Source organism: Vitiosangium sp. GDMCC 1.1324, from assembly GCF_003044305.1.
Taxonomy (GTDB): domain Bacteria; phylum Myxococcota; class Myxococcia; order Myxococcales; family Myxococcaceae; genus Archangium.
In genome coordinates this window covers 239,218-259,195 of sequence record NZ_PZOX01000003.1, presented here as the reverse complement: position 1 = coordinate 259,195, position 19,978 = coordinate 239,218, and the positions used below count along the sequence as shown (strand labels likewise).

The following is a 19,978-nucleotide window of genomic DNA, read 5'->3' as shown; positions in this document are numbered from 1 at the left end:
AAAGACGATGACAACGTTTCGATTTTTCGAGAGAGACAGCGACGCGGTGCGGCAAAAAAGACAGGCGGCGACGCGGTGCGGCATGGAGGATCCGCGGCGACGCAGTGCGGCAATATCAATCATGGAGGAGAGACCGAGATGACAATGCGTTTCCCTGAAGGCTTTTTGTGGGGCGTGTCTACGTCCAGCTACCAGATAGAAGGCGGGGCCCCGGACGACGGGCGGGGACGGAGTATCTGGGACACCTATTGCGCAACGCCTGGCAGGGTTGCCAACGGGGACACCGGCGAGGTGGCCTGCGACCACTATCACCGCTACCCCGAGGACCTCGACCTGCTGCGCGACCTGGGTGCGAAGGTCTACCGCCTGTCCATCATGTGGCCGCGAGTTCTTCCGGAGGGCGGTGGTGCGGTCAACGCCAAGGGGCTCGATTTCTACGACCGCGTCGTCGACGGGGTGCTCGAGCGTGGCATGCGCGCCTGGCCGTGCCTCTATCACTGGGACCTGCCGCAGGCGCTTCAGGACCGCGGTGGCTGGGCCAATCGAGACATCGCCAACTGGTTCGCGGAGTACACGGCCGTCGTGGCCCGGCGGATCGGCGATCGCGTCGAGAACTGGGTGACCTTCAACGAGCCGAGCGTGTCGGCCTGGGCCGGTTATGAGGAGGGGCGCCATGCGCCAGGGGTGAGCGATCCCCGCGCCGCCATCCGTGCCGCGCACCATCTCAACCTGGCGCATGGACGAGCCGTCTCAGTGCTACGAAGCCTGACTCCCCGCGCTGGCGTCGGCACCGTGATTCCGGTCCACAAGGGCAGGCCGCTGCCGCAATTCAAGGAGCGCGATGGCCACCTGGTGGCGCTCTTCGAGGACAAGTGGAATGGCGTCTTCCTCGATCCGATCTACCACGGGCGCTACCCGGACTCGGTCGCTGAGCGGTTCGCCGAGCACGTGCGCGGCGGAGACCTCGCGGAGATCCACCGGCCGATCGATTTCCTCGGCGTCAACCACTACTTCCCGAGCTACATCCAGGCATCGCAGAAGGGCTCCTGGCCCTTCGAGCATGCAGACCCGCCGCTCTACTTCCGCCGGACCGAGATGAACTGGGCCATCGACGGGCAGGCCTTCCAGGAGGCCCTCCTGTTCGTCAAGAACCGCTGCGGCAACCCGCCGGTCTACGTGACCGAGAACGGGGGGGCCTTCATCGACCTGCCCGGGCCCGACGGCCGGGTTGACGATCAGGACCGTATCGCCTATTACCGTGAGTACCTGGCCGGATTGCTGCGGGCCGTTTCGGAGGGGGCGGACGTCCGTGGCTTCATGCCCTGGTCGCTGCTCGACAACTTCGAATGGGCCCTGGGCTATGCCAAGCGCTTCGGCCTCGTGCACGTGGATTACCGGACGCAGAAGCGGACGCCCAAGGCGTCCTACGACTTCATGCGGAAGGTGATCGCCACAAACGCTTTGCCAGGTTTCTGAACCCGGGTCCGAATGACGTGAGTGCCAATCGACGTAAGCGCCAGGAGAGCGATGGGGTTGGGCGGACGGCTGGGGCTCGGGCCAACCTCAAGATGCTCGCGGAGCATCTGGGGCTGTCGATCAGCACTGTTTCCCGGGCGCTGAAGGACGGCCCGGAGGTCAGGCCAGAGACGACCAAGCGGGTGAAGGAGGCTGCCGCCAGGTTCGGCTACGTGCCGAATATTGGCGGCATCCACCTTCGCACCGGCCGGACGCTCAAGGTCTGCTCCATCCTCTTCGCGCCCGAGGTCGGCGAGTACGGTGACTCGGGCTTCCTGGCGCAGGTCGAGAGTCTGTCGAATGGCCTCGAGCCCTCGGGCTACAACCTGATCGTCCTGGCGCAGACGGCCCAGCAGACGCCGCTGGACCCGATCCGCAAGGTCTACGATCAACAGCTCGCCGACGCCGTCATCTTCTCCCGCACCACGCCCATGGATGAACGGGCCCGGTTCTGCCTGGAGAAGGACTTCCCGTTCGTGTGTTTCGGGCGGACCGAGCTGCAGACGCCGCACGCCTTCGTCGACCACGACGACGAGAGCGCGATCTTCGACGCGGTCATGCACCTGGCTCGCGGCGGGCACCGGAGGATCGCGCTGCTCAATCCGTCCGGAGGGTTCACGTATGTGGGCCTGCGGCTGCGTGGCTATCAGCGGGCGCTGGCCGAAGCGGGGATTCCCTGGGACGAGTCCCTGACGTACCTGGGCGACCTCTCGGTCCGGTCCGCCCGCGAGGTGACGAAGCAGTTCCTGCAGCGCGATCGCTCGATCTCCGCATTCGTCTGTGCAAACCAGATGTCCATCCTGGGCACGCTCGAAGGGTTGATCGGCAGCGGGATTGACACCGTGAGGGATGGCGTGGGCGTCGTCGGCTTTGGCGGTATGCCATTCCTCACGCTCTCGGATCAGCGCGTCACCTATTACTACCAACCGCAGCGGCGCGTTGGCACCGTCCTGGCCAGCCATCTGTCCGCGCTCTTGAACGGCGTGCCCGCGGAGAAACTGCAGACGGTTCTGCCCTATGTGCGGATCGACGATGTGCGGATGTTCCGCACGCATGACGAGTTCGATCCGACCCGGATTCCGCCGCAGTCTTAGTTGAATTGTCTGGGATTGAAGTCCAACACGGACTTCTCGTCCTACGAGTGGATTGCGACCGGCCCTCCAGCATCGGAGACCACCGGGGCTACATCGACGACATCGTCATCACCCACGGCTCTCTTCTCTGACCTGGAAGGCTCACAGGAGGGGAGGCCGCGGGTGGGCGCAGTTGGTCACGCACGAGCTCCAGGACCCTCTCCGCGTCGACGTCGATGCACACCTGGGGAATCCTCCGATAGGTGCGGCGCAGGAGCCCCGGGGGGATGGGTTGCCGTGTCGTCCGTCCCCGCTCGGGCCCCTGCGTTCTCACGTGCACCTCGGACTCCTCGAGGGTGAAGAGCTCCGGCGCGAGCACGTAGGCCAGCGCCGTCGGCGCATGGCTGTAGAGCCCCGCAAGGCCGTGGTGCTGGTAGTGGAAGGCCTCGGAGAACCGGGAGATGTTCCAGATGAGCTCTCCGGTCAGCTGTCCTGAGTGCCGAAGTGACTGGAGGTATGCGGGGGTCATCACCACCTGGCTGGTGACGTCGAGGCCCACCAGCGTGAGTGGCCAGCCCGCCGCCAGGACGCGCGCCGCGGCGGGCGGGTCGTTGAAGAGGTGGGTCTCCGCACTGGCGGTGACGTTGCCGGGGACCTCGAGCGCTCCGCCCAGGGTCACCACGGCGGCCACCTTCTCGCCCAGCCGGGGCTCCAACTCCAGGGCGAGTGAGAGGTTGGTCAGCGGGCCGAAGGTGACGAGTGTGAGCTCCCCGGGGGCCGCCATCACCATGCGCACGATGAACTCCGCCGCTGAGAGGGGCAGTGGCTTCGCGTGTGGCTGCGGAAAGGCGAATCCACCCAGCCCGTTCCTGCCGTGGACATGCCGGGCATAGCGCGGGCGCGTGCCGCTCAGCGCTCGGGGCGCTCCCACCGCCACAGGAAGATCGCTTCGTCCGCAGAGCTCGAGCAGCGAGAGCACGTTCCTCGTTGCCCGCTTCGTGTCGATGTTGCCGAAGGTCGTCGTGATGCCGACCACGTCGAGGTCCTTGCTGCTCAGTGCGAGCAGCAGCGCGATGGCGTCGTCCACCCCTGGGGCGGTGTCGATCAAGATTCTGTGGGCCATATCTCCTGGAGACGCCAGGGGCTCATGGGGTGTGACCGATGGGGGATGGATGGCAGCGCGCGTCAGGGGGCGCAGCAGAAAGTGACGCATCACTCTCCACAGGCGCCACGCCCTCTCGGCAAGGTCCAGGTATGAACGGAGTGCACGGCTTCCGTGTCATACCGATTTCAGTCTCCACGTGACATGAGCGGATCCTGGATGAGTTCAGTATCTAAGCTTTGGACAGCCTTCATGTGTGCCGAGAGGCGGAGCGGAAGACGGAGAGGGTCTTCCGGCTGACCGGCCGCCCGCGCGCAAATGCTTTCGCTGACCCCCTCCATGAAGCGCACCTCGCGCCAGTGGACATCGGAGCGTCTGGGCGCCGTTTCGCAATGACTGGCATTGATCGACCGTGGCCCTGACGCGACGGGCCTTGAATGGCTTCGCCGCGCGGGTGCGCTCGCGGTGGATGGCTGGAGTCCCGCTCCGGCCTGGGTCTGTCATGCCTGGGCCTTTTTTCACCGAAGACGCGCAAGCCCGTCGGGTTGTGAATGGGGTCGGCTGGAAAAGAACGTATTCACAACCTGAGGGGTTTTCCCGTCCTCCTGTCGCAATTTCCTGGCACGGACATCGTGAACTCCTCTACCCATTCTTCATTGTTCTGGCCTCTCTGGCAGGGTCACCGCGAACATCTGCACCATCAGTGTCTCCGGCTGATGGCTGGCAATGCTGCTGATGCGGAGGATGCGCTGAACACCGCCATGCTGCGTGCCTTCCAGGGCTTCTCGGAGCAGGCGGGGATACTCGTCAATGAGAAGGCCTGGCTGAGCCGAATTCTTCACAACGTCTGTATGGACTTCCACCGGGAGCGCCGACGCTTCGTGGAGCCCTCGGAGGTGCCAGAGACCGAGTCCCTGCCCACTCCCGTCCCGGAGGAGGTTCCTCCGGATGAGTTGTTGATCGAGCGCGAGCGGGCCCTGGAGATCCGAGCGCGCATCTACGCGCTGCCGCTCAACCTGCGCACCCCCTTCGAGATGCGCTTCCTTCGGGGCATGTCCTATGCCGACATCGCCACGCACCTGCGGCTGACCAACTGCAACGTCCGCAAGCGCATCCAGCTCGCCTACGGCATCCTCCGCGTGTCGATGGCGGACATGCGCTACTCCGGGTGAGTGATTCACAACCCTCCGGGTGGCGGCGTCTTGGAGGCATGATCCGCACGCAGGTCTTGAAGGTCCGCCAGGAGCGCAACGCTGCACTGGTCGAAGCGATGTTGCTCGCCGCCCAGGTGGATGGGCGCGTGGCTGAAGCCGAGATGCGCACCGTGCTGCGCCACGCGCTCGAGTGCCCGGAGCTCCAGGGCGAGCGGCCGGAGTTCCTCGTGGATCGGCTCGAGCGGGGCGTCGAGGCGTTGGCCTCGATGGGGGACGAGGCCCTCTTCGTCTCGCTGCGCCGGCGGCTGCCGGACGCGCACAACCGGCTGCTGGCCTTCGGTCTGGCGGCGAAGGTGGTCTTCGAGAATGTCGGGTCCCAGGGCCCCGATGCCCAGCTGCTGTCCAGGCTCCAGCAGGGGTTGGACGTGCCTCCCCCGCAGGCCAGGGCCATGGTCTCGGGGCTGGCGGAGGGAGTCTCGCCTACCGAGGTGGCGGCGGAGCCTTCCACCCGCCTGGGTGCACGGGTACTGGAGTTGGTGCTGCTGTCGGTGGGGCTGGATGCCAGCCTTTCGTCGGCGGAGGTCAACGCGCTGCATGAGGCCCAGGAGGATCCCCAGCAGATGCGGGAGCTGTGCGGGCAGTTGCTGCGCCGTCTGGCCTTCGGCAGCCAGGTGGAGGCCCCGCTGGCGGCGGTGCGGCGGCAGCTCGAGGAGCTCGCCCTGGTGCCCTCCACCGTCACCCCGCGACGCGAGGCCCTGCGGCTGGCGGTCCGCTTCTCCGAGGCGCTCGGCCACGGCTGGTCCCAGGAGCTGTTGCTCGGCTTCGTGCAGGAGCTCTTCGGCTTGACGGACGAGGCTGTCTGACCCGGCGTTTCCGTTACATGAGGAGGGAGTGTATGGCTTCCGAGAGTCTCAATCTGTTGTTGGCCCAGGCGGACACGCGCCGGCCCGCGCTGGCCCAGGGTCTGCCCCCCAAGACCGCCGAGCAGGCCCCCTCGCCCGAAAAGGTGGAGGGCCACCTGCGGGATGTCGGGGGAGATCCCAACTCCCTGCCCGACCAGCGCTGGGGGCTCGTCGTCCCCGAAGGGCGTGAGGGAGATCGGCTGCTGGCGTTGCTCGAGCCCCTCAAGCGCAAGCGGGAGGAGGACCAGCAGGCCCCCGCGCGCGTCTACCGGCTGCCCGCCTCGCTCGGCGCCCAGGGCAAGCTGGAGGACTTCCACCTCTGGAAGCGCTCCGTGCTCGAGGATGAGAGCGTGCCGGAGAGCGAGTGGCCCCACTACCTGCTGCTGCTGGGCGACTTCGACCAGGTGCCCTTCGAGCTGCAGCAGGCCCTCTACGGCGACAGGCTGGTGGGCCGGCTGGCCTTCCGCCAGGAGCAGGACTATGCCTCCTACGTGGACAAGGTGCTGCGCTGCGAGCGCGCGGCCGCCTCCGCCTCCCAACCCCGCACCCTCTTCTACACCGTCCGGGATGGGACCCATGCCACCACCCTGGGCTACGAGATGTTGGTGAAGCCCAGCATCCAGAGCACCCAGGAGCAGCACGAGCTGGGCCGCTTCCCCTCCAGCGGCGTGTTGGAGATTGGCGAGCCGGGCCAGGACTGTCTCGACACGTTGTTGGCCGAGGCAGCCGTGGCGGATCCCTCCCTGCTCTTCTCCATGAGCCATGGATTGGGCAGCCCGCGCGGCGGCTGGCGCAACCCCCAGGAGCAGCGTGAGCTCCAGGGCGCCCTCAGCCTCGGCGAGGCGGACCCGCTGACGGCCGCGGACCTGAAGGTCCACATGGATGGGGGCAAGTCCTTCCTCCACGGAGGTATCTGGTTCCTCTTCGCCTGCTTCGGCGCGGGCACCCCCGTACGCAGTGCCTTTCATCCCTGGCTGCACCAGCTCCAACAGGCGGGCCAGTTCCGTGACTCGCTCCAGTCCGTGCTCGCCTCGCTGCCCCGTCAGGGCGAGCGCCCCTTCGTCGCCGCCCTCCCACAGACCGCCCTGGCCCACTCGCGCGGGCCGCTGGCTGTCTTCGGCCATGTGGACCTGGCCTGGACCTATGGCTTCCAGGACCGCGACACCCGCCAGGGCAAGGTCTCCCGCTTCCTCGAGCCCCTCCGCCAGCTGGCCTCCAGGCGCCGCGCCGGGGTGGCCCTGGACCGGATGATGCGGGACTACAGCCAGGCCAACGGCGAGCTCACCACCCTCTACGACCGGGAGGAGGCCAACCGCTCCGCCAGCCGCCCCACGCCCATTGACCTGCCCCGGCGTGCCCACCTGTGGATGGTGCGTCAGGACCTGGCGGGCTACATGCTCCTGGGCGACCCGGCCGTGCAGCTGCCCCTGGGCTCGCAGGACTCGCGCTCCGCGACTCCGCCAGTGGCTTCGCCGGAGCGGGTGGCGTCTTTCTCCTCCTCGGCCCCGGAGCCCCGTCCCGAGCCGCTCCCTCCTCCCGTTCCCTGGAGCACGCCACCTGTTCCCCGGAGCACGCCTCCCGCTCCGCCGAGCCCTCTCGCCGACGAGCCTCCGCGCGCCATCAATGTGCCGTCCAGCCTGGCCGCCTCGGAGATCGAGCACCATCTGCTGGAGCTGCTCTTCCAGCGGCGCCAGTTCGCCCAGTACCTGGGTGTGAGTCTCCAGCAGCTCGATCGCTGGGAGCAGGAGTACCGGCGCGCCGGGCGCGCGGCCCTGTTGCCCGACCCGGGGTAGGGGAACCATGCGTCCCGCCTCCGCTCCTCACGCCGAGCCCTTCACGCTCACCCTCGAGCTGACGCGCGGCGCGAATGCCTCGGCCCCCTTCGCCTTTCAACGGGGGGCCGTGCAGTACCTCCGCCGGTTGGAGGACGGAAGCTACCGGAGCTCGGTGCTCGACTGGGACCGCGCCCTGCTCGAGGACCTGGCCGCGCTGGAGCACATCCCCCCGGAGCGGAGCGTGGTGCAGCGGCTGGGGGACTCGCTGCGTACCTTCCTGGAGCAGATGGGCTGGGATCGCGAGGAGGCCCAGCTCCTCCAGGCCCTGCGGGAGGAGCGCCCCCTCCACATCACCCTGCGCTTCGCCGCCGCCGAGCTGTATGCGCTCCCCTGGGAACTGCTCACGCTGCGCGCCCGGGGGCAGCATCTCAGCGAGCTGCCCGCCTGCACCCTGCGCTACGAGTGGCTGGGCGCCTCCTGCAGGCCTCCCGCGAAGGATCCACGGCCTGCGGGCGGGCGCATCCTCTTCGCCTGGTCCGCCGCCGGTGGAGATGTTCCCGCGCGGCTGCACCTGCAGGCCCTGCGGCGTGCCTGTGAGCGTGCCGGGTGGCCCTTCGATGAGGACCGGGATGTGCTGCCCCATGTCTCGCTCGCCGGCCTGGCGCAGGCGCTGGCCGCTCCTGGAGAGCCCGTGGCCGTGCTCCACCTGTTGTGCCACGGCTCGGCCCAGGGGGAGACGTCCGGGCTGCTGTGGAACGAGTCCCCACAGGGAGGCGGCGAGCAACTCGTGGATGGTGGGGAGCTGCGTCAGGTGCTGGAAGGGCATGCCGGCTCGCTGCGGCTGGTGGTGCTGTGTGCCTGCCAGAGTGGTGGGGCAGGGGGGCTGGGCAACTCCCTGGGCAGCGTCGCCCTGGCGCTGCACCGCATCGGCCTCGAGGCCGTGGTGGCCTCGCGCCTGCCCCTGTCCGTGGCGGGCTCGGTGCTGCTCACGCGGGCGCTCTACGAGCGGATGCTGGGTCAGCCCGGTTCCCTGGAAGAGTCACTCGCCGAGGCGCGGGCTCGGCTGGCGCGCGGCACGGAGGGGTTGGACTGGGCCTCGCTGCAGCTCTACGCCTACGCCAGGGAAGGCTTCGACACGCGCCCCCTGGTCTTCCGGCCCTACCGTGGCCTGCTGCCCCTGGAGCCGGAGCACGGCCGCTTCTTCTTCGGCCCCCGCGAGCTGGCCCGGCAGCTCCTCCAGCGCGTGCTCGAGGCGGGCAGGGGAGAGCGCCCACGGTTCCAGCTCCTGGTGGGGGTCGCCGGCAGTGGCAAGAGCACGGTGGTGAGGGCGGGTCTGCTGCCCTCCCTGCCTCCGGGGTCCTGGGAAGTGGCCCGGGTGAGGCCGGGCGAGAGCGTCGCCCGGGATGCCACGAGTGGCGGACAGGAGTCTGGGTGGCCCTCCCCCGCGCTGGCCGTGCTGGCGCGGGCTCTGCGCCTGCCTCCCGCCGCCGAGGGCCTCTCACCCCAGGCCGAGCCCGAGGCGGTGCTCGTCGAGGCGATACGTCAGCGCCAGCAACCCTGGAGCTCACTGCTGCTGGTGGTGGAGTCGCTCGAGGAGGTCTTCACCCAGCTTCCCCAGGCCGCTGAGCGGCAGGTGTTCGTGCGCGCCTTGTGGAAGCTCTCCCGCCTGGAGGAAGCGGCGGTGGTGGTGCTGGTGCTCCTGCGTGCGGAGTATCTGGAGCGTTGTGTCGAGCTGCCGCTGGAGGAGCCGGGGCCGCGCCTGGATGGAATTGCCAGGTCGGAGGAACACCAGCTCCTCCTCCCTCCGCCCGAGGCCGGGCAGCTCCTGGAGATCATCCAGGGCCCGGCGCGGCAGGTGGGCCTGGTGTTGGAGGACGGCCTGGCGGAGGTGCTGCTGCGGGAGGTGGAGCACGAGCCGGACCCGCTGCCGCTGCTGGCCTATACGTTGGATCTGCTGTGGGAACGGCGCGAGGGCCGCCGGCTCACCTTGCGCGCCTATGCCGACCTGGGCGGAGTGGCGGGCGCGCTGGCCTGGCGAGCGGAGCGGCTCTATCAGGAGCTGGGGGACGCGGAGAAGCACGCGGCGCGCAGGCTGCTCGTGGCCCTGGTGGAGTTCCGGGACGAGGCCCGCCCCTACACCCGGCGGCGCGCCAGGCCCGGCGAGCTGAGGCCCTCCGAGGCCGGCGAGCGCCAGGCCGCCTTCGACCGGGTCCTGGAGTGCTTCCTCTCCGCGCGGCTGCTCACCTGGCAGCAAGACCCCGAGGCCGCGGTGGGAGAGGTCTGGGTGCAGGTGGCCCACGAGGCGCTCATCCGCCGCTGGGAGCTGCTACGGCGGTGGGTGCACGAGGCCTCGGCGCTCCAGGGGGAGCTGTGCAGGTTGCAGGACAGGGCCCGCGAATGGGCGCGGCACCGCGAGCGCCGGGACGGGGGAGCCAGCCACCTGCTCACCGGGGATCAGCTCCACGAGGCGCGGCGGTTCCAGGCGCGGCACGAAGAGGAGATGACGCCGGAGGTCAACGGACTCATCACCGCGAGCTCGGAGCGCGAGCAGCGGCGTCGTCGCCGGGTGCGGTGGGGGCTGGCGAGCCTGGTGGCCGGGGCCCTGCTCGTCGCGGGGGTGATGGCGGCACTGGCCCAGGTGGCTTCCACCCAACGCGTGGAAGCGGAGCATCAGCAGGACCTGGCCAGGCGAGCCCAGGATCGAGCCCGTCTGGAGGCCGCCTTGACCCTGCTCGACGAGGCACCCGCCCGGGCGTTGCTGTTGCTGCGCAGCGTGCGGACACCTCAGGTGCTTCGCTCTCCCCGCTGGTCCATGGCGGCCCGCGCCGTCCTCCAGCAGCCGGTGAGCTCGGGCCGTCTTCATTATCCCCATGAACAGTTCACCGCCGTGGCCTTCGATGAGGCGGCCACGGAGTTGGTGATCGGTACGGCACGAGGCTTGGTCCTGCGCTGGTCGCGTGGGAGCCAGGACGCACCTCGAGTGGTGGCCAGCACGCTGGGCAGGGAGATCCGCCAGGTGGGGTTCAGCGGGGATGGGAAACAGGTATTCGCCCTGGGAGGGGCTCGGCTGCGGCGTTGGAACCGGGAGACGAACGCGGAGGAGACGTCCGGCGTGGGCGCTTCGCTCGAGGTGGTGGCTCTCTCGGCGCAAGGCCATTACGCCCTGGGGCGGCTCGTGACGCCGAAGCTGCGGCTGATGTCCTTGAAGGACGGCACTGCCCAACGCGGTGAGCTCCGGAATGAGGGCTGGCGGCATGTGGCCCTGAGCGAGGACCCGGAGCGCCAGGTGCTCCGGAGCGTGGTGGCCACCACCGGAAGGGAGGTCTGGCTCCAGTCCGTGGGGCAGGACTCGGGGCGTTTGCTCTGCGGGTCCGCCTCCCGTCCGTGTGGAGACAGCCCGGTGTATCGGGTCGCGATCCATCCGGACGAGAGTCAGGTGGCGACCATCGCCGGGGACGGCACCGTGCGGGTGTGGGACGTCAAGGGCACCTACAGGGTGTTGAAGCACTCCAGTCCCATCAAGGCCGTGGCGTTCTCTCCGAAGGGGGAGCAGCTCGCCGTCGGGCTCGAGGACGGCACGGTCCATCTCTGGCACACTCGCTCCGGACGGCGGCTCGCCATCCTCCGGGGGCACGAGCTGGGGGTGGAGGCCGTCGCCTTCAACGTGAGGGGCGAGCTGGCGAGCGCCTCGCGAGATGGCACGGTGCTCGTGTGGCGGGTGGAGCTCGAGCACCTGCCGCTCCTGCTCGAAGGAGACAACTCCCCCATCGAGGAGGTCGCCTTCGCGCCGGATGCGAAGCAGGTGGCCACGCTCTCCGAGGATGGTCGGGTGCGGGTGTGGCCGGTGGAGCCCTCACAGCCCGTCCGGGAGTTGAAGAAGGAGGAGGGCAGCCGGGTATGGCGGGTGGGCTTCAGTTCGAAAGGTGAGGTGGTCACGCTGTCCTCAGGAGCTGACGGGAGGCTCGCCACTCGCCTGTGGGGCGTGGATGGTCAGGTCCGGAGCTGGTCGCCCTCCTCGGAGCCCGAGGAGGACAACCTGCCCGAATGGCTCCTTCAGCTCGGCAACAGGGGGAACACCCTGCCGCTACGGGCCCTGTCCGAGACTCCAGCTGCCTTCCTTCGGGCACCTCACAGGGAGGTCCGGGGACTGGCCGGGCAGCTCCGGGCCATGGCTCTTGCGGAAGGGGGGGACGTGGTCCTGGGGCCGGAGGAGCTCCGTCCCAGCGTGCTCCAGGGGCATACGGACTCCGTGCGGACGCTGGCCTTCGCGCCGGATGAGAAGCGGGTGGCCACGGCCTCCAAGGATGGAACGGTGCGAATCTGGCGCGAGGGCGGCATGTTCCTCCGGGAGCTGTCTCCGCCCGGAGAGAAGAGCCCCTTCGCGGTGGCCTGGGACCTGAAGGGGAGCCAGCTCGCCGTGAGCGGTCGGCACGGGCTCGTCCTCCTCTGGCGAACGCTGGACGCGGAGGAGCCGGAGCTGCTCCCCTCCGGGCACACGGATGAGATCAGCGCCATGGCCTTCAGTCCCCAGGGGGAGCTGCTGCTGACGGGCTCCACGGATGGCACGGCCCGCGTGTGGCCTCTCCAGTTGCTCGGGGTGGAGGAGCTGCAGCAGCGGCTCAATGCGTTGCACCCGTTCTGTCTGGAGCGCGAGGAGCTGCAGCGTGACCTCTCCGAGGAGGAGGTGGCGGAGGCGCTGAAGTCCTGCGAACAGGCCCTGTAGCGCCCCCGTTCACGCCGGAGGAGGCGAGGCCGTCCCTACACCCAGGAGGCGCGGCCCCACGCAACCCGCCCTCCTGGAAGGAGCACCACGCATGGACGGCAATGGCTTCATTGAAGGAATCGACGTATCGAAGTGGCAGCGGGAGGTGAACTGGCAGCGCGTGCGCGCGGCCGGCAAGCAGTTCGCCTTCGCGCGGGTGAGCGATGGCGTGAATGTCCACGACGCCTATTTCGACAACAATTGGAAGGAGATGGGGAGGCTGGGCCTCTTTCGCGGCGTCTACCAGATGTTCCGGGCGAGCCAGGATCCGCAGGCACAGGCGGAGCTGCTGATACAGAAGGTGGGCACGCTGGGGCCGGGGGATCTGCCGCCCGTGCTGGACCTGGAGCTGACGGATGGACAGCCCATCGCCACCGTCCTCGAGCGGGCCCTCACGTGGCTGAAGGTGGTGGAGGAGCACCTGGGGCACCCGCCCGTCATCTACACCGCGCACTACTTCTGGAAGCAGCTCGGCAACCCCGAGGGCTTCGAGAACTATCCGCTGTGGGTGGCCAACTATGACGTGTCCAAGCCGCGCCTGCCGCAGGGGTGGTCGCGGTGGAGCTTCTGGCAGTACTCGCAGTCGGGACACGTCCCTGGCGTCAATGGCAACGTGGACCTGGACCGCTTCAGCGGCACGCTGTCGGACCTGAAGGAGCTGGCCCGCGGCTACCCTTCCTCGCGTGGTGGCCCCCCTCCGCCGCCGGCCACGAGCGCTCCGGCCGCTTGAGGTGGGCGGCGGGGAGCGGCTTCACGTCGGGGCTCGACGCCACGTCCTGTCTGGGATGTGGCGTGGTGCCACGTCCCTCTGCCCCCAGCCCACCCATGAGCGACGTCCTGACGAAGACAGACGACCCGACGACAGCGGACTCCGAGCCTGCCCACACCTCTCCCGCGCCGCCGATGCCGGCCGCCAGCACCGAGCCCGTTGCCAGCACCGAGCCCACTGCCAGCACCGAGCCCACCGTCCCCGCTTCCGAGCCTCCCGCCCACGAGCCCGTTTCCCTCGAGCCCTCCCTGGAGGAGCGGCTTCGTGAGTTCGTGACCCGGCCGCTCGACGCGGAGCTACAACAGGAGCTGGCCCAACTGCTCCATGTGCGTGTGGAGGGCGCCTCCGTCCTGGAGCCTCCCGCGCGCGAGTGCCTTCAGCTCGCCCTGCACGCGCTGCTGGCGGACAAGCCCAACCTCCGCCTGGTGCGCGGCCTGCGCAAGCGGCTCGAGTCCCAACTGGCGGATCAGCTGCATCCGTTGCGCCTGTCCGCCATCCTGCGGACGGACTCTCCCTCGCTCCAGGTCATGCTGGGCCTGACGGGCGCACTGCTGCTCTCAATGCTGCTGGTGCTGGGCAGTGAGCTGCTGCGGCTCCACGGAGGAGGCTTCAAGCTCTTCGGCCATCTGGAGCTCCACCTGATGGTGTCCGTGGTGCTGGCCGGCATCCTCGGCAGCACGACGAGCATCCTCGTCCGCATCCGGGACTTCGAGCAGGCCGATCCCTCCGAGCCGACGTCTCGGGTGATGGTGGGGTTCAGCAAGCCGTTGGTGGGGGCGGCCTTCGCGCTCTTCGGCCTGCTGCTGTTCCGGTCGCAGGTGCTGCCCATCATCCAGCCTCCGGCGGTCGGCACGCTGGAGGAGAGCTGCTTCTTCCTGGCGGTGTCCTTCGTGCTGGGCTTCAGCGAGCGGCTCGCGCAGGACCTGATCTCCCAGGTGGAGGAGCGATTGGAGCCGGAGGGAAAAGACATTCACGGCCCGCCCGCTCCAGACGTCTCTACGGGGAGCGGTGAGAGCTCCAAGGGCTGACCGCTCCGAGCCGGGAGGCATTGCACCCGGCCTCAACCCATCCAAACCAGGGAGAAAAGCAAAGATGACGACTCCAACCGCTGTGAACGGGCAGATCACCGATGCCGTCACCCAGTCCAACGTGAAGGTGCTTGGGGATGCGCCGGCGCTGGCCCTCGGCCACATCTACCAGACGATGGCGCACTCCACGGGCCTGTCCTTCCAGAACGCGGTGACGGCCCAGCAGCAGCTGAACATGGCGGCGCAGGCGGCCACGGTGCAGGGCGTGAGCCTGCTGTACACGCTGGCCACGGCGACGGACGGGGTGGCCACCTCCAAGGTGGGCATGAGCGACCTGCCCACGGCGCTCGCCTCGTTGGGCGCCGCGCTGAAGGCCCGCTAACCCACGCCTGCCCGCGGCATGCCCCGCCGCGGTACGCCAGCGCCGCGGCGGGGCATGGCCCGGACTGAAAGAGACGTCCCATGGCCGATACAACCGAAATGAATGCACAGGTCACGGACGCCGTGACCCAGGCGAACCTCGAGGTGGCAGGCAGTGCACCCGCCCACGCCGCGGGCCAGAACTATCAATCCCTGGCCCACTCGCTCGGGCTGTCCTTCCAGAACGCGGTGGCCGCCCAGCAGCAGAACACCCTGCAGGGCTCCACGGGCGCGGTGCTGGAGACCTGGCACCTGCTCTCCCTGGGAACGGCGCAGAATGGGGCCATGGCGGCCAGCCTCGGCCTCGGTGGTCCGGTGCCCTCCTTGTCCCGAGCGCCCCGGCGAGCGCGGTCGTCTGGCCGTCGCACCGCCCGGCGCCCGTAGCGCCCCACCGCAGGGGAGACCATGTCCGACGAGAGTCCCATCCCGGTTCCTCCCGCCCCGGAGTCCTCCGAACTGGAGGGCTCCGGGGTCATGCGTTCTGGCGTCCAGGCGCGCTCCCCCGAGGACGCGCGGGCCATGGCCGCTGCCTACCAGCACGTCATGCAGTCCACGGTGAAGATGGTGGAGGACACGAGCGAGCATCTGCGCCAGTTGGCCACCCTCAGCACCGCCGCCAGTGGAGTGGCGCTGCGGCTGATGTTGTCGGGCGAGCAGCCCCGGCAGTCCGCCCAGGCCATGGCCCAGGCCCAGCAATCCCTGCAGCAGGCCACGGAGATCTTCCAGCAGATCGGCCGGGTGTCGACGCAATTCCTGGAGCGGCTCCAGCCGCCCCTGCCCGCCCCGCAGGCCCCGCAGGCCCCGGCAGCGGAGGACGCCTCTGGCAGCTCGGCGCCCCAGAAGAAATAGGAGCGCGGCCGGCGCGGGCGCGTTCACGAACAGCTCGCGAGATCGTCTTCTAAGGGGCGAAGCCAGACTCCACCCAATCCGGGCGGAGGGCTTACCCCATAGGAGAAACGAATAATGGCAACTCCCACCGCTGTGAATGATCAGATCACCGACTCCGTCACCCAGGCCAACGTGAAGGTGCTGGGGGATGCGCCGGCGCTGTCGCTCGGCCACATCTACCAGGCCATGGCGCACTCCACGGGCCTCTCCTTCCAGAACGCGGTGACGGCGCAGCAGCAGTTGAACGTCGCCGCGCAGGCGGCCACGGTGCAGGGCGTGAGCCTCCTGTACACGGTGGACACGGCCGCGGACGCGGTGGCCACCTCCAAGGTGGGCATGAGCGATCTGCCCACCGCCATCGCCTCGCTCAACGCGGCCGTCGCCGGCTCGCGCTAATCCCAGACGGGCCCCTCGCGGGCTCTCGGGACTCCGCCCCGTCATGTCAGGGGATGCATGACGGGGCGGAGGTTTTTCCGAGGCACTTCACACGCGGACGTCCTCGCGCGTTTCCTGATGGGCCTTTTCCAGGCCCCCACAACGGAAGATGAGGCTCCACATGGCAGAACCGACCGCAGTCAATGATCAGATTACCGACTCCGTCACCCAGTCCGGTGTCGAGGTCCTGGCCAGCTCGCCGGCGATGGCGCTCAGCCACCTCTACCAGACCATGGCCTACTCGGCCGGGCTGTCCTTCCAGAACGCCGTCACCAACCAGCAGCGCCTCAATGTCATCGGCCAGGCGGCGGCGGTGCAGGGCGTGAACCTGCTGTACTCGCTGGACACGGCGGCGGACGCGGTGGCCACCTCCAAGGTGGGCATGAGCGATCTGCCCACCGCCCTCGCCTCGCTGGGCGCCGCGGTGAAGGCTTCCAAGTAGGCCTCCCCCCGCTGAGTTGTATTCACATTTCCTTCAACCCAGACGTCTCACCCATGGTCGGCAAGGCCACGAAGGCAGGGCCGGCCCTTTGCTAGGAGATAGACAAACATGGCAACTCCCACCGCTGTGAATGATCAGATCACCGACTCCGTTACCCAGGCCAACGTGAAGGTGCTGGGCGATGCGCCGGCGCTGTCGCTCGGCCACCTCTACCAGGCCATGGCCTATTCCACCGGCCTGTCCTTCCAGAACGCGGTGACGGCGCAGCAGCAGCTGAACATGGCGGCGCAGGCGGCCACGGTGCAGGGCGTGAGCCTCCTGTACACGGTGGACACGGCGGCGGACGCGGTGGCCACCTCCAAGGTGGGCATGAGCGATCTGCCCACCGCCCTCGCCTCGCTCAACGCGGCCATCGCCCCCTCCAAGCCGCCCTCGTTCTGACAGCCAGGCCCTGGTGGCTCCCCGGGCCACCAGGGGCGGAGGGACTCGAGGCCCTCCCCAGGAGCCGGATGACCGGTGGCACCCGCCCCGGCCATCCGGCCCACCTGCCTGAACGTCGCTCGTGAACCCAGGTGCTCGTCGCAGCCGGAGATTCCCACGTGGCAGATCCAAACGTCGTCAACCCCCAGATCACCGACGCCGTCACCCAGACCACCGTCAAGGTGTTGGCGGAGTCCCCGTCCACGGCGCTGGGAGTGGTGTATCAACTCCTCTCGCAGTCGGTCGGCCTGGCCATGCAGAACTCGACCAGCCATCAGCAGTCGATGCAGCAGGTCAGCACGGCCACCACGACCGCCGCCGTCCAACAGATCCTTTTCGCGGGCTCGCGCTTTCAGGCGATTCCACCCGCAGCGCCTCCGCCCCCGCCCGCTCCACCCACCCCGCCCGCTCCCCCCCCCGCGGTGGTGCCCATTCCCGTGGCCGGGTCCACTCCGGGCTCGAGTCCCCAGCCCTCGAGCCCGAACTCGCAACCGTCGAGCCCGAGCTCTCAGCCCTCGACCTCCACGCCGTCGAGCCCGAGCTCTCAGCCGTCGAGCCCGAGCTCCCAACCCTCGACCCCCACGCCGTCGAGCCCGAGCTCGCAGCCTTCGAGCCCGAGCGCGGGCACCAAGTAACCGTGGCATGACCTGCCCCCGGATGAGGAGCCAACCGACCCATGCCTGCTCTGACCACCGTCAACCCGCAGATCGTGGATGCCATTCAGCGTAGCAATGAGTCCGTGCTCAAGGATGCTCGAGCCACGGGCTCCAGCGTCGCCTATCAGCACGTGGCACAGTCCACCGCGATCGCCATACAGGATGCAGCCGAGTACCTGCGCAACATCGCCGCCATCAGCACCGCCACCAATGGTGTGGCGCTGGGGATGATCCTCTCCGGGCAGAACGCGGACAAGGCGGCCGAAGCCATCGTGATGGCCCAGAAGGCCCTCTCTGGAGCCGTCGAGGCCTTCCAGAGCGTGGGCCAGACCGCCACCACCATTCTTCAGGGCTTCCCCTCGAAGTGAGGAAATGAGCCGCCACCATGGCAGATGAAAGCACGGTCAACCCGCAGATCACGGATGCCATCACCCAGACCAACGTCAAGGTGTTGGCGGAGTCCCCGGCCGCGGCGGTGGGTGTTGTCTACCAACTGCTGTCCCAGGCCGTGGGCTTGTCCATGCAGAACTCTTCCAACCAACAGCACGCCATGCAGCAGCTCAGCACGGCCACCGTCACCGTGGCGGTGAAGATGATCCTGGCGGCGGCCAAATAGCGGAGGGGGCCCCGAAGCCCACGCCGCTCGGAGAGACCAGGCGCGTGCAGCCGGCGAGGAGGCCGGCTGTATGCGCCTTCGTGTGTTTTGAGTGTCCCTTCCTCATGCACAGGCACATGCGCGAGCGGCACGGCCTCGGAGCCCACGGCATGCACCGCGGCTCCGAGGCAGGCATTGCACTGGGGATTACTCCATCATGGCGCGAACCCGGACGTAGCGGCCGGGGGCGGGCTCGATGGGAGCGAGCTCCCCATGGCCTGGTTGACGCGGTGGAGCGTGGGCTCCCGCATGCGGCACCAGCCAGGCGTCCCAGTCCGTCCACCAGGAGCCCGGATACTCCCGGGACTCCTCCAGCCAGGACTCGAAGGAGGACGCGCGGCCCTGCTGCTCCCAGGCCCGGTAGCCGTAACGGCCGGCCGAGGGCGGGTGGACGATGCCGGCCACGTGGCCCGAGCCGGCCAGCACGAAGCGCACCGGCCCGCTCACATGCCGCGTGGCCTGAAACACCGAGCGCGCGGGGGCGATGTGGTCCTCACGGGCCGCCAGCAGGTAGACGGGGACCTGGATGCGGCGCAGGTCCAGCGGGACGCCGCCGAAGGACAGGGCACCCGGTTGCACCAGGCGGTTGCGCAGGTAGAGGTCGCGCAGGTAGGTGGCATGGGCTCGAGCGGGCAACCGGGTCGGGTCGGAATTCCAATACAGGAAATCCAGCGGCGGTGGCTCGCGGCCCAGCAGGTAGCTGTCCACCGCGAAGGACCAGACGAGATCGCCGGCGCGCAGCAGGTTGAAGGTGCCCATCAGCGCGGAGCCCTCCAGGTAGCCCCGCTGGCGCATTCCGTCCTCCAGGCGCTCAAGCTGCGCCGGATCGATGAACACGGCCAGGTCCCCGGGCTCGCTGAAGTCCACCTGGGCGGCGAGCAGCGTGGCGCAGTGGACGCGCTCCTCGCCCCGTGCCGCCCACCAGGCGAGCGCCGCCGCCAGCAGAGTACCCCCGCTGCAATAGCCCAGGGCCAGCACCTGACGCTCGCCGGTGGCGCGCTCCACCGCGTCCAGGGCTGGCACCAGCCCCTGGAGCAGGTAGTCCTCGAGGTCCATCTCGGCGAAGCGCTCGTCCGGGTTGATCCACGAGAGGAGGAAGACGGTGTAGCCGCGCTCCACCGCCCAGCGGATGAAGGAGTTCTCCGGGCGGAGATCCAGCACGTAGTACTTGTTGATCCACGGGGGGATGATGACCAGGGGCCGGCGGTACACGCAGGGGGTGGAGGGCCGGTACTGGATGAGCTGGAAGAGGGGCGTCTCGTAGATGACCTCTCCAGGAGTCGCGGCCAGGTCGCGCCCGAGCTCGAAGGCGCGGGGCTCCACCATCCGTGGCACCAGCATGCCCTGCCCGCGCTCCACGTCCTCCCGCAGTCGCTCCATGCCCCGCACCAGGTTGCGGCCGCGGCTGTGCAGGGTGGCGCGCAGCACTTCCGGGTTGAGCAGGGGAGAGTTGGCGGGTGCCAGGGCCTCGGCGAGCTGGCGCGCGAAGAAGCGGGCCTGGCGCGCGGTGTGCGGCTCCAGCCCCGGAGCGTGCTCCACCACCTGCTGCAACCATTCGGCGCCCACCTGGTGGCTTCGGCGCAGCAGGTCCAGCCAGGGATTGGTGTCCCAGGCCGGGTCCCGGTAGCGGCGGTCACCACGAGCCGGGCGGGTAGGGGGCGATCCGGGCTGTGCCGGGGGACGCCGCAGGGCTTCCTCCCAGAGCAGGCCCAGGCGCTCGCCTAGCGTTTGGTTCGCCGTGGCCAGACGCTCGGGCTCGGCGGCGAGCCTCCGCAGCGCCTCGTCGAAGGCGCGGCGAAGACCCTCCAGGGCGCCTGGGGGAGCGCGGGCACTCAACTCCTGCCAGCGTGCGAGGGCCTTGCTTCCCAGCGCCACGGCCCGCCCCAGGTTCTCCGCCAACTCCTCGTGTGGCTCCATGTGGC

At 69.0% G+C, this 19,978-nt stretch carries 19 protein-coding genes; 17 read left to right on the top strand and 2 right to left on the bottom strand.

Annotated elements, in window-relative coordinates; genetic code table 11:
• Positions 1-138 precede the first annotated feature (138 nt).
• Together DAT35_RS09620 and DAT35_RS09615 are read left to right on the top strand one after the other, a co-directional pair.
• Positions 139-1,476: a GH1 family beta-glucosidase gene (locus DAT35_RS09620; RefSeq protein WP_233261386.1), complete on the top strand. Its 1,338-nt coding sequence runs from the start codon at positions 139-141 to the stop codon at positions 1,474-1,476.
• Between the two features lie 17 nt (positions 1,477-1,493).
• Positions 1,494-2,609, top strand: a complete 1,116-nt coding sequence (locus DAT35_RS09615) for a LacI family DNA-binding transcriptional regulator (RefSeq protein ID WP_233261385.1) — start codon at positions 1,494-1,496, stop codon at positions 2,607-2,609.
• Positions 2,610-2,697: 88 nt separating this feature from the next.
• Here the strand turns inward: DAT35_RS09615 and DAT35_RS09610 are convergent, their stop codons facing one another.
• Positions 2,698-3,711 (bottom strand): nucleoside hydrolase, encoded by a 1,014-nt coding sequence (locus DAT35_RS09610; RefSeq protein WP_158501632.1) that lies wholly within the window; start codon positions 3,709-3,711, stop codon positions 2,698-2,700.
• Between the two features lie 530 nt (positions 3,712-4,241).
• Between DAT35_RS09610 and DAT35_RS09605 the strand changes: the two genes are divergently transcribed.
• The 15 genes from DAT35_RS09605 to DAT35_RS09530 all read left to right on the top strand — a co-directional run bounded on the left by DAT35_RS09605 (position 4,242) and on the right by DAT35_RS09530 (position 18,017).
• Positions 4,242-4,862 (top strand): RNA polymerase sigma factor, encoded by a 621-nt coding sequence (locus DAT35_RS09605; RefSeq protein ID WP_108066640.1) that lies wholly within the window; start codon positions 4,242-4,244, stop codon positions 4,860-4,862.
• A gap of 38 nt (positions 4,863-4,900) precedes the next feature.
• Complete coding sequence (locus tag DAT35_RS09600; RefSeq protein ID WP_108066639.1) at positions 4,901-5,707, top strand: TerB family tellurite resistance protein; 807 nt, start codon at positions 4,901-4,903, stop codon at positions 5,705-5,707.
• Positions 5,708-5,739: 32 nt separating this feature from the next.
• Entirely contained in the window at positions 5,740-7,539 is a 1,800-nt protein-coding gene (locus tag DAT35_RS09595) for a helix-turn-helix domain-containing protein (RefSeq protein ID WP_108066638.1), read from the top strand.
• Positions 7,540-7,546: 7 nt separating this feature from the next.
• Complete coding sequence (locus DAT35_RS09590) at positions 7,547-12,244, top strand: CHAT domain-containing protein (protein ID WP_108066637.1); 4,698 nt, start codon at positions 7,547-7,549, stop codon at positions 12,242-12,244.
• 91 nt (positions 12,245-12,335) lie between these two features.
• Positions 12,336-13,013: a glycoside hydrolase family 25 protein gene (locus DAT35_RS09585; protein WP_108066636.1), complete on the top strand. Its 678-nt coding sequence runs from the start codon at positions 12,336-12,338 to the stop codon at positions 13,011-13,013.
• Between the two features lie 95 nt (positions 13,014-13,108).
• Complete coding sequence (locus tag DAT35_RS09580) at positions 13,109-14,080, top strand: hypothetical protein (protein ID WP_146209651.1); 972 nt, start codon at positions 13,109-13,111, stop codon at positions 14,078-14,080.
• Between the two features lie 64 nt (positions 14,081-14,144).
• Positions 14,145-14,462 (top strand): RebB family R body protein, encoded by a 318-nt coding sequence (locus DAT35_RS09575; RefSeq protein ID WP_108066634.1) that lies wholly within the window; start codon positions 14,145-14,147, stop codon positions 14,460-14,462.
• 80 nt (positions 14,463-14,542) lie between these two features.
• Positions 14,543-14,884 (top strand): RebB family R body protein, encoded by a 342-nt coding sequence (locus tag DAT35_RS09570; protein ID WP_108066633.1) that lies wholly within the window; start codon positions 14,543-14,545, stop codon positions 14,882-14,884.
• Positions 14,885-14,974: 90 nt separating this feature from the next.
• Positions 14,975-15,349 carry a hypothetical protein gene (locus DAT35_RS09565; RefSeq protein ID WP_158501630.1) on the top strand — a complete coding sequence of 125 codons (375 nt, stop codon included), beginning with the start codon at positions 14,975-14,977 and terminating at the stop codon, positions 15,347-15,349.
• A 114-nt stretch (positions 15,350-15,463) separates the two neighbouring features.
• Positions 15,464-15,784 (top strand): RebB family R body protein, encoded by a 321-nt coding sequence (locus DAT35_RS09560; protein WP_108066631.1) that lies wholly within the window; start codon positions 15,464-15,466, stop codon positions 15,782-15,784.
• Between the two features lie 160 nt (positions 15,785-15,944).
• Positions 15,945-16,265, top strand: coding sequence for a RebB family R body protein (locus tag DAT35_RS09555; protein ID WP_108066630.1), 321 nt, complete (start codon positions 15,945-15,947; stop codon positions 16,263-16,265).
• Positions 16,266-16,373: 108 nt separating this feature from the next.
• Positions 16,374-16,706, top strand: a complete 333-nt coding sequence (locus tag DAT35_RS09550; protein WP_108066629.1) for a RebB family R body protein — start codon at positions 16,374-16,376, stop codon at positions 16,704-16,706.
• Positions 16,707-16,864: 158 nt separating this feature from the next.
• Positions 16,865-17,380 (top strand): RebB family R body protein, encoded by a 516-nt coding sequence (locus DAT35_RS59845; RefSeq protein ID WP_199242854.1) that lies wholly within the window; start codon positions 16,865-16,867, stop codon positions 17,378-17,380.
• Positions 17,381-17,421: 41 nt separating this feature from the next.
• Positions 17,422-17,769, top strand: a complete 348-nt coding sequence (locus DAT35_RS09535; RefSeq protein WP_108066628.1) for a hypothetical protein — start codon at positions 17,422-17,424, stop codon at positions 17,767-17,769.
• A gap of 17 nt (positions 17,770-17,786) precedes the next feature.
• Positions 17,787-18,017 carry a RebB family R body protein gene (locus DAT35_RS09530; protein WP_108066627.1) on the top strand — a complete coding sequence of 77 codons (231 nt, stop codon included), beginning with the start codon at positions 17,787-17,789 and terminating at the stop codon, positions 18,015-18,017.
• Positions 18,018-18,203: 186 nt separating this feature from the next.
• On the opposite strand, the gene DAT35_RS09525 is transcribed toward DAT35_RS09530, so the two are convergent.
• Positions 18,204-19,973: an alpha/beta hydrolase gene (locus tag DAT35_RS09525; protein WP_108066626.1), complete on the bottom strand. Its 1,770-nt coding sequence runs from the start codon at positions 19,971-19,973 to the stop codon at positions 18,204-18,206.
• Positions 19,974-19,978 lie beyond the last annotated feature (5 nt).